9 protein-coding genes are annotated in these 6,792 nt (G+C 67.3%); all 9 read left to right on the top strand.

Translation table 11 applies throughout. From position 1 onward, the window contains the following. The first annotated feature begins 110 nt into the window (after nucleotides 1–110). Entirely contained in the window at nucleotides 111–341 is a 231-nt protein-coding gene (locus tag APY03_RS24235; RefSeq protein WP_068680850.1) for a hypothetical protein, read from the top strand. Further along, complete coding sequence (locus APY03_RS24230) at nucleotides 331–534, top strand: hypothetical protein (RefSeq protein ID WP_068680848.1); 204 nt, start codon at nucleotides 331–333, stop codon at nucleotides 532–534. The genes APY03_RS24235 and APY03_RS24230 overlap by 11 nt, the downstream gene beginning before the upstream one ends. Further along, a complete protein-coding gene (locus APY03_RS24225) occupies nucleotides 531–2,363 on the top strand; it encodes an acyl-CoA dehydrogenase (RefSeq protein WP_068680845.1) in 1,833 nt (610 codons plus the stop codon). The genes APY03_RS24230 and APY03_RS24225 overlap by 4 nt, the downstream gene beginning before the upstream one ends. Further along, nucleotides 2,363–2,566, top strand: a complete 204-nt coding sequence (locus APY03_RS24220) for a hypothetical protein (protein ID WP_068680843.1) — start codon at nucleotides 2,363–2,365, stop codon at nucleotides 2,564–2,566. The genes APY03_RS24225 and APY03_RS24220 overlap by 1 nt, the downstream gene beginning before the upstream one ends. A 93-nt stretch (nucleotides 2,567–2,659) precedes the next feature. After that, nucleotides 2,660–3,457 (top strand): SDR family oxidoreductase, encoded by a 798-nt coding sequence (locus APY03_RS24215; protein WP_068680842.1) that lies wholly within the window; start codon nucleotides 2,660–2,662, stop codon nucleotides 3,455–3,457. Nucleotide 3,458: 1 nt separating this feature from the next. Beyond that, nucleotides 3,459–3,920 (top strand): PaaI family thioesterase, encoded by a 462-nt coding sequence (locus APY03_RS24210; RefSeq protein ID WP_068680834.1) that lies wholly within the window; start codon nucleotides 3,459–3,461, stop codon nucleotides 3,918–3,920. A 29-nt stretch (nucleotides 3,921–3,949) separates the two neighbouring features. Next, nucleotides 3,950–4,966 (top strand): NADP-dependent oxidoreductase, encoded by a 1,017-nt coding sequence (locus tag APY03_RS24205; protein WP_068680832.1) that lies wholly within the window; start codon nucleotides 3,950–3,952, stop codon nucleotides 4,964–4,966. Between the two features lie 25 nt (nucleotides 4,967–4,991). After that, a complete protein-coding gene (locus tag APY03_RS24200; protein ID WP_068680830.1) occupies nucleotides 4,992–6,632 on the top strand; it encodes an isovaleryl-CoA dehydrogenase in 1,641 nt (546 codons plus the stop codon). Nucleotides 6,633–6,655: 23 nt separating this feature from the next. Then, a partial coding sequence (locus APY03_RS44390; protein WP_232324386.1) for a glutathione S-transferase N-terminal domain-containing protein occupies nucleotides 6,656–6,792 on the top strand: 137 nt, incomplete at its 3' end.

Here is a 6,792-nt window from a genome sequence, read left to right as displayed (position 1 = left end):
GCATCGGCGGCGGCATGGGTGCGGCGGGGGTGTTCGAGGTGCTTTGACCTGGGCCCGCGTCACAAGCGCATCACGAACAAATTGTGGCACGCTCAATCTACTATCACGTCATGAGCATGTTCGACCTCCTTCAGTCGCTTGACGACGCGCATGTGGACTATGTTCTCGTGGGGGGCTTGGCCGTCACATTGCACGGCTATCAGCGCGTCACGATGGACGTCGATGTGGTCTTGGCAATGGATTCAGCCAATCTGGCACGGTTCATCGCCTGTGCCAAGGCCGCCAACCTCCATCCTGTCATTCCCGTTCCAATCACTGTTGGTCTGCATCATGAGTGCTGAATCGAATCTGCGGCTGCTGCGGGAGATCGAAGCCAATCGCGCATTCATCCTGGCCGCCTACCAGCAGAACCCCGACTTGCTCGCGCGCGCCGAGCCGCGCATTCGTCAACTCCTGAGACCACTGCCTCGAGCTCTGAACGATGCGCAAGCGTGGTCGCTCGAATCGCGTTCTCCCGACCCGCACAAGCCATGAGCCTTCGCCCAACGCTCGATTTCCTCCTCTACGACTGGCTCGATGCCGAGTCGCTCAACCAGCGCGAGCGCTTCGCCGACCACTCGCGCGAGACCTTCGATGCCGTGCTCGATACCTGCGAGCGCATCGCGCGCGAGAAGTACGCGCCGTACAACCGCATCGTCGACACGCAGGAGCCGCATTTCGACGGCGACAAGGTGATCCTGCCGCAGGCCACGCACGACGCCCACAAGGCCTTCGTCGAGTCGGGCATGCTGAGCGCCGCGCAGGACTACGACATCGGCGGCATGCAGCTGCCCTACACCCTGCAGGCGGCGGCCAACAGCTTCTTCGCCATGGCCTCGGTCAGCATCGGCTCGAACATGCTGACCAGCGGCAACGCCAACCTGCTGATGGTGCATGGCACGCCGATGCAGCAGGCGGTGTTCGCGAAGAACGAGTTTTCCGGCCGCTGGTCGGGCACGATGTGCCTGTCGGAGCCGCAGGCGGGCTCCAGCCTCAGCGACGTCGCGACGCGCGCCGTGCCGGACGGGCCGGACTTCCAGGACGATCCACTGGGCCCACGCTTCCGGCTCACCGGCAACAAGATGTGGATCTCGGCGGGCGATCATGAGCTGACCGAGAACATTGTTCACATCGTGCTGGCCAAGATCCCGGACGAGAACGGCAAGCTGATTCCGGGCACGCGCGGCATCTCGCTTTTCATCGTGCCGAAGAAGATGGTCGACACGGAAGGGCGGCTCACCGGCCAGCGCAACGATGTCGCGCTCGCGGGCCTCAACCACAAGCTCGGCTGGCGTGGCACTACCAACACGCTCCTGAATTTCGGCGAAGGCAGGTTCCCGGTCGACGGCAAGCCCGGCGCGATCGGCTACCTGGTGGGCCAGCCCGGCAAGGGCCTGCATTGCATGTTCCACATGATGAACGAGGCCCGAATCGGCGTCGGCACCGCGGCCACCATGCTGGGCATGGCCGGCTACCACGCCTCGCTGGACTACGCGAAGAACCGCCCGCAGGGCCGGCCGGCCGGCCCTGCGGGCAAGGATGCGGCCAAGCCGCAGGTGCGCATCATCGAGCACGCCGATGTGCGCCGCATGCTGCTGGCGCAGAAGTCCTACTGCGAAGGCGCGCTGGCGCTCGAGCTCTACTGTGCGCGCCTGGTCGACGAGCAGAAGACCGGTGACCCTCAGGCCGCCGACGATGCGCGCCTGCTGCTCGAAGTGCTGACGCCGATCGCCAAGAGCTGGCCCAGCGAGTGGTGCCTGGAAGCCAACTCGCTCGCGATCCAGGTGCATGGCGGCTACGGCTACACGCGCGACTTTCCGGTGGAGCAGTACTGGCGCGACAACCGCCTCAACATGATCCACGAGGGCACGCACGGCATCCAGGCCGCCGACCTGCTCGGCCGCAAGGTGCTGATGGAGGATGGCCGCGGCCTGCAGCTGCTGGCCGCGCGCATCACCGACACCATCGCCCGGGCCGCGCGCGTGCCGGCGCTCGCGGCGCACGCCAAGGCCCTGGCCGAGGCCCTGCAGCAGGTCAGCAACGCCACCCGCGCGGCCTGGTCCACCGGCAACCCGCAGGAGGCCCTGGCCAACGCAGTGCCGTACATGCAGGCCTTCGGCCACACGGTGGTGGCCTGGATCTGGCTCGACGTGGCCGAGCACGCCCTGCGCAGCGACGGCGCCCGGGCGCTGCCGGCCACCTTGGGCCGCGTCGGCGCCGCCGACTATTTCTTTCACTACGAGTTGCCCAAGATCGGCGCCTGGCTCCAGGTGGTGGAGCGCCGCGATCCGACCTGCACAAGCCTGCCCGAGGAAGCCTTCTGATGACCGCCAGCAACCCCAAGCCCCATGCCACGCTCGAGAAGTGGATCTGGATCCTGATCTACGGCGGCCTCTTCCTGCTCATTCTCGGCATTGCAACGGGCCGCACCAACGAAGTGCTGGGCTGGTCGGTCGCCATGCCCGGTGTCGTGATGGCGGTGGTCGGCGTCGTCCTCATCTACGTTCGCTCGAGGCTCAAGCCATGATCGAGCACGTCGAGGTGTCCGCCGTACCGGGCACGCGGCGCGAGTCGCGCAGCGTGCTCGACCATGAAACCCCCTGAACCCGGAGAAGAGACCATGAGCGCACGAAGCATCCAGAAACTGTTCGACCTGAGCGGCAAGGTCGCCCTGGTCACCGGCGGCTCCCGCGGCCTGGGCCTGCAGATGGCCCACGCGCTGGGCGAGGCCGGTGCGAAGATCATGTTGAGCTCGCGCAAGGCGGATGACCTGGAGCAGGCCGCGGCCGAGCTGCAGGCGGCGGGCATCGATGCCCGCTGGATCGCCGCCGACTGCTCGAAGGAGGAGGACACGCGCCGCCTGGCAGATGAGACCCTGGAGCGCATGGGCGCGGTCGACATCCTGGTCAACAACGCGGGCGCCAGCTGGGGCGCGCCGGCCGAGGAGCACCCGGTCGAAGCCTGGGACAAGGTGATGAACCTCAACGTCCGCGGCTACTTCATCCTGGCGCAGCAGATCGCGCGCGGCTACATGATCCCGAAGAAGAGCGGTCGCATCATCAACATCGCCTCGATCGCCGGCCTGAACGGCAACCCGCCCGAGATGCAGACCCTGGCCTACAACACCTCCAAGACCGCGGTGATCGGCTTCACCCGGACGCTGGCGGCCGAATGGGGCCGCTACAACATCAACGTCAACGCGATCTGCCCCGGCTTCTTCATGACCAAGATGGCGGCCGGCCTGATCAAGTCGCTGGGCGAGGACAAGATGGCCGCGGCGGCGCCGCTGGGCCGGCTGGGCGACGACGAGGACCTGAAGGGCATCACGCTGCTGTACGCCAGCGATGCCGGCAAGCACATCACGGGCCAGTGGCTGGCGGTGGACGGCGGGGTCAGTGTCGTGCTGGGCGCCGCCTGACATGGCCCGCGACTCCGCCGACATCAACGTCCGCTCCTACACGAGCCAGATCCCCTTTGCGCGCCACCTGGGCTTCGAGCTCACGAAGTTCGAGGACGGTGAATCCGAGATCCGCTATACGGCCAAGCCCGAGCACCTCAACACCTTCGACGTGACCCATGGCGGCGCCTGCATGACCTTGCTGGACATCGCCATGGCCGCTGCAGCGCGCAGCCAGACGCCCGAGATCGGCGTCGTCACCATCGAGATGAAGACCAGCTTCATGCGGCCCTCCGTCGGTCCGCTGCATGCGCGTGGCCGGCTGATGCACCGTACCGCCACGCTGGCCTTCGCCGAAGCCACGATCTACGATGAACAGGAGCGCGCCTGCGCCCATGCGACCGGCACCTTCAAGTACGTGAAGCGGCGCCTGCCCACCGGTCCCGGCAGCGCGAATGCCCTGCGCCCGCCTTCCACGGATTGAAAACCGATCGAGAGAAAGAGAGACACGACATGCCCACCAATCGCCAGCAACTGCTCGACAACCGCCCCGACGGCGAAGCCGTCGCCTCCAACTTCAAGCTGGTGAGCGTCGAGACGCCGCCGCTGAAGGAGAACCAGGTCCTGGTGCGACACCACTACATGAGCCTGGACCCGTACATGCGCGGCCGCATGAACGATGCCAAGAGCTATGCCCAACCGCAGCCCGTCGGCCAGGTGATGCAGGGCGGCACTGCCGGCGAGGTGGTCGAGAGCCTGCATCCCAAGTACGCCGTGGGCGACAGGGTGGTCGGCTTCGGCGGATGGCAGGAATACAGCGTGGTCGATGCCTCGCAGCCGGGGGCGCTGAAGAAGGTGGACACCACGCACGTGCCGCTGTCGCACTACCTCGGCGCCGTCGGCATGCCGGGCGTGACGGCCTGGTATGGCCTGGTGAAGATCATCGACCCGAAGGCCGGCGAGACCGTCGTGGTCACGGCTGCCAGCGGCGCGGTCGGCAGTGCCGTCGGCGTGCTGGCGAAGGCGCGCGGCTGCCGGGTCGTCGGCATCGCGGGCGGCGCGGACAAGTGCCGCTACGTGAAGGAAGAGCTGGGCTTCGATGACTGCATCGACTACAGGCAGCATCCCGACGTGAAGAGCATGAGCGCTGCGCTCAAGGAAGCCTGTCCCGGCGGCATCGACGGCTATTTCGAGAACGTCGGCGGCTATATCTTCGATGCGGTGCTGCTGCGCGCCAACGCCTTCGCGCGGGTCGCGCTGTGCGGCATGATCGCCGGCTACGACGGGCAGCCGGTGCCGCTGGCCAATCCGGCGCTGTTCCTCATCAACCGCATGAAGCTCGAAGGCTTCATCGTCAGCGAGCACATGGAGGTCTGGCCCGAGGCGCTGGCCGAACTGGGACAGCTGGTCGGCAGCGGCAAGTTCAGGCCGCGGGAGTCGGTGGCACAGGGCATCGAGTCGGCGCCCGAGGCTTTCCTGGGACTGCTCAAGGGCAGGAATTTCGGCAAGCAGCTGGTGAAGCTGGTATAGGCTTCATTCGCGCAAGGAGGCCGCGATGGACGCGACGCACGAGGTCTTCAACCAGCCCATGCCGCTGGTGGACTACAACCTGTTCGAGACCAACAGGCCGATGCGCGATGCGCTGAAGTTCAACGCGCCGCAGCTGGAGCTTTCGCCGCTGCAACACCTGGGCGGAGTCCTCGGCTCGGCCGAAATGCAAGCGCATGCGCGGCTCGCCAACACGAATCCGGCGGTGCTGCACACGCATGACCGGTTCGGGCGTCGGGTCGACGAGGTGGAGTTTCATCCCAGCTACCACGTGCTGATGAAGACCGCGGTCGGGGCGGGGCTGCACGGCACGCCGTGGACGGGGGCATCGATGTCGCCACACGTCCAGCGCGCCGCCGGCTTCATGCTCTTCACCGAGCTCGAGCCCTCCATCCTGTGCCCCATCTCGATGAGCTACGCCGTCACGCCCGCGCTGCGCGGCAACACGGCCATCCATGCCGACTGGGGCCCCAAGCTCGCGAGCCTCTGGTACGACCCCGCCCTCAAGCCCTGGCGCGACAAGCCCGGCGTGACCATGGGCATGGGCATGACCGAGAAGCAGGGCGGCTCCGACGTGCGCGCGAACACCACGCGTGCCGTGCGCACCGGCAGCGACGCCTGGGGCGAGCGCTACGAGATCACCGGCCACAAGTGGTTCTTCTCCGCGCCGATGTGCGACGCCTTCCTGGTGCTGGCGCAGGCCCCCGCGGGCCTCAGCTGCTTCTTCCTGCCGCGCGTGCTTGAGGACGGGAGCCGCAACGCGATGCGTATACAGCGCCTGAAGGACAAGCTGGGCAACAAGGCCAACGCGAGTTCGGAAGTCGAGTTCCACGGCGCCAGCGCCTGGCTCGTGGGCGAGGAGGGCCGCGGCGTCCCGCAGATCCTCGAGATGGGCACCATGACTCGCCTCGACTGTGCCCTCGGCACCAGTGGCCTGATGCGCCAGGCGCTCAGCCTCGCGCTCGACCATGCGTCGCAGCGCCAGGCCTTCGGCAAGCCGCTCCTCGCGCAGCCGCTCATGAAGAACGTGCTGGCCGACCTCGCGCTCGAAAGCGAAGCGGCCACCGCGCTGGCGCTCCGGCTCGCGCGCGCTTTCGATCGCCCGCAGGACGCGCACGAGCGCCTGATGGCGCGCCTGCTCACGCCGGTGGCCAAGTTCTGGATCTGCAAGCGCGGCAGCCACTTCGCGCAGGAGGCGATGGAATGCCTCGGCGGCAATGGCTACGTGGAGGAGGGCGGCGAAGGCGTGATGGCGCGCATCTACCGCGAAATGCCGCTCAACTCGATCTGGGAAGGCGCCGGCAACATCATGGCGCTCGATCTGCTGCGCGGCCTGCGCAAGGGCGATGCCAGCGCAGCGCTGGCGCAGGAACTGAAGCCCGCGCGCGGCAGCGATGCGGCCCTCGACCGCCTGGCCGACGCGCTGCCCGCGCGCATCGAAGCCATGGCCACCGAAACCGAGGCGCGCCGCCTCGCGCAAGATGTAGCGCTCGCGGTGCAGGCCGCGCTGCTGCTGCAGACCGCTCCCGCCGCAGTCGCCGCGGCTTTCTGTGCCTCCCGCATCGGCGGCGACTGGGGCCATGCCTTCGGCACCCTGGGCGCCGGCACCGATCTCGATTCCATCATCGCGCGCGCCCAGCCCCGCTGAGCCGCCAGGAAGCTAGGACCTCAATGCCAGACCTGATCCTCCACCACTACGCCACGTCGCCTTTCTCCGAGAAGCTGCGCCTCGTCCTCGGCTACAAGAAGCTGGCCTGGAAGTCCGTGATCATTCCGCAGATCGCGCCCAAGCCCGACCTCGTCGCGCT

The sequence above is a fragment of the Variovorax sp. WDL1 genome (genome assembly GCF_001541225.1).
In the GTDB taxonomy this organism is placed as follows: Bacteria; Pseudomonadota; Gammaproteobacteria; order Burkholderiales; family Burkholderiaceae_C; genus Variovorax.
The sequence above is the reverse complement of the archived record's forward strand: the minus strand, read 5'-3'. Positions and strand labels throughout refer to the sequence as shown.

Excerpts from the sequence above, each read along its gene's own strand:
- APY03_RS24235 (WP_068680850.1), top strand. The coding sequence starts at position 111 with ATGAGCATGTTCGACCTCCTTCAGTCGCTTGACGACGCGCATGTGGAC.
- APY03_RS24230 (WP_068680848.1), top strand. The coding sequence starts at position 331 with ATGAGTGCTGAATCGAATCTGCGGCTGCTGCGGGAGATCGAAGCCAAT.
- APY03_RS24225 (WP_068680845.1), top strand. The coding sequence starts at position 531 with ATGAGCCTTCGCCCAACGCTCGATTTCCTCCTCTACGACTGGCTCGAT.
- APY03_RS24220 (WP_068680843.1), top strand. The coding sequence starts at position 2,363 with ATGACCGCCAGCAACCCCAAGCCCCATGCCACGCTCGAGAAGTGGATC.
- APY03_RS24215 (WP_068680842.1), top strand. The coding sequence starts at position 2,660 with ATGAGCGCACGAAGCATCCAGAAACTGTTCGACCTGAGCGGCAAGGTC.
- APY03_RS24210 (WP_068680834.1), top strand. The coding sequence starts at position 3,459 with ATGGCCCGCGACTCCGCCGACATCAACGTCCGCTCCTACACGAGCCAG.
- APY03_RS24205 (WP_068680832.1), top strand. The coding sequence starts at position 3,950 with ATGCCCACCAATCGCCAGCAACTGCTCGACAACCGCCCCGACGGCGAA.
- APY03_RS24200 (WP_068680830.1), top strand. The coding sequence starts at position 4,992 with ATGGACGCGACGCACGAGGTCTTCAACCAGCCCATGCCGCTGGTGGAC.